We start from the raw sequence: 901 nt of genomic DNA, 5'->3' as shown, positions 1-901 counted from the left end.
CCGTTCCCATGCCGAACACGGAAGTTAAGCGTCTCAGCGCCGAAAGTAGTTGGGGGATCTCCCCCTGTGAGGATAGGACGTTGCCAGGCTTTATTTTTTTAAAAAAGTTATTGACTTTACATAAAATGACCTTTAAAATAGGTAAAGTCGATATGACTTAAAACGGTCCCGTGGTGTAGGGGTTAACATGTCTGCCTGTCACGCAGAAGATCGCGGGTTCGAATCCCGTCGGGACCGCCATTTTTAATTTAATACTTATGGCTTTGTAGCTCAGTTGGTAGAGCAAAGGACTGAAAATCCTTGTGTCGGCGGTTCGATTCCGTCCAAAGCCACCATATAACGCGCCGGTGTAGCTCAGTTGGTAGAGCATCTGACTTGTAATCAGAGGGTCGAGGGTTCGAATCCTTTCGCCGGCACCATTTTTTCATGGCGGTTGTGGCGAAGTGGTTAACGCACCGGATTGTGATTCCGGCATTCGAGGGTTCAATTCCCTTCAGCCGCCCCATTAAAATTTTAATGAGCCATTAGCTCAGTTGGTAGAGCATCTGACTTTTAATCAGAGGGTCGCAGGTTCGAGCCCTGCATGGCTCACCATTTCTCATTAATATTTTATTAAATACGTAATTTCATATGCGGGTGTGGCGGAATTGGTAGACGCGCTAGACTTAGGATCTAGTGTCTTTGACGTGGGGGTTCGAGTCCCTTCACCCGCATCTCTAAATACTTATGCGGAAGTAGTTCAGTGGTAGAATACGACCTTGCCAAGGTCGGGGTCGCGGGTTCGAATCCCGTCTTCCGCTCCATCTTAATACGCGGTCGTGGCGGAATCGGTAGACGCGCTAGGTTGAGGGCCTAGTGGTGGTTAACACCGTGGAGGTTCAAGTCCTCTCGACCGCACCAT

Annotated in this window: 8 tRNA genes and 1 rRNA gene; all 9 read left to right on the top strand. The window is 48.9% G+C overall.

Going from position 1 to position 901, the window contains the following annotated elements:
- Nucleotides 1-89 (top strand): 5S ribosomal RNA (rrf, locus tag KNO87_RS15360); the annotation flags it as partial.
- Between the two features lie 75 nt (nucleotides 90-164).
- A tRNA-Asp gene (locus tag KNO87_RS15355) sits at nucleotides 165-240 on the top strand.
- 19 nt (nucleotides 241-259) lie between these two features.
- Nucleotides 260-335, top strand: a tRNA-Phe gene (locus KNO87_RS15350).
- An 8-nt stretch (nucleotides 336-343) separates the two neighbouring features.
- Nucleotides 344-419 (top strand) — tRNA-Thr (locus tag KNO87_RS15345).
- A 10-nt stretch (nucleotides 420-429) separates the two neighbouring features.
- Nucleotides 430-505: transfer RNA gene (locus tag KNO87_RS15340), tRNA-His, on the top strand.
- A 13-nt stretch (nucleotides 506-518) separates the two neighbouring features.
- Nucleotides 519-594, top strand: a tRNA-Lys gene (locus KNO87_RS15335).
- Between the two features lie 38 nt (nucleotides 595-632).
- Nucleotides 633-713 (top strand) — tRNA-Leu (locus KNO87_RS15330).
- A gap of 15 nt (nucleotides 714-728) precedes the next feature.
- Nucleotides 729-803, top strand: a tRNA-Gly gene (locus KNO87_RS15325).
- A gap of 9 nt (nucleotides 804-812) precedes the next feature.
- Nucleotides 813-900 (top strand) — tRNA-Leu (locus tag KNO87_RS15320).
- The last annotated feature ends 1 nt before the right edge of the window (nucleotide 901 follow it).

This window comes from Exiguobacterium sp. s34 (genome assembly GCF_018617435.1).
Taxonomy (GTDB): domain Bacteria; phylum Bacillota; class Bacilli; order Exiguobacteriales; family Exiguobacteriaceae; genus Exiguobacterium; species Exiguobacterium aestuarii.
The sequence above is the reverse complement of the archived record's forward strand: the minus strand, read 5'-3'. Positions and strand labels throughout refer to the sequence as shown.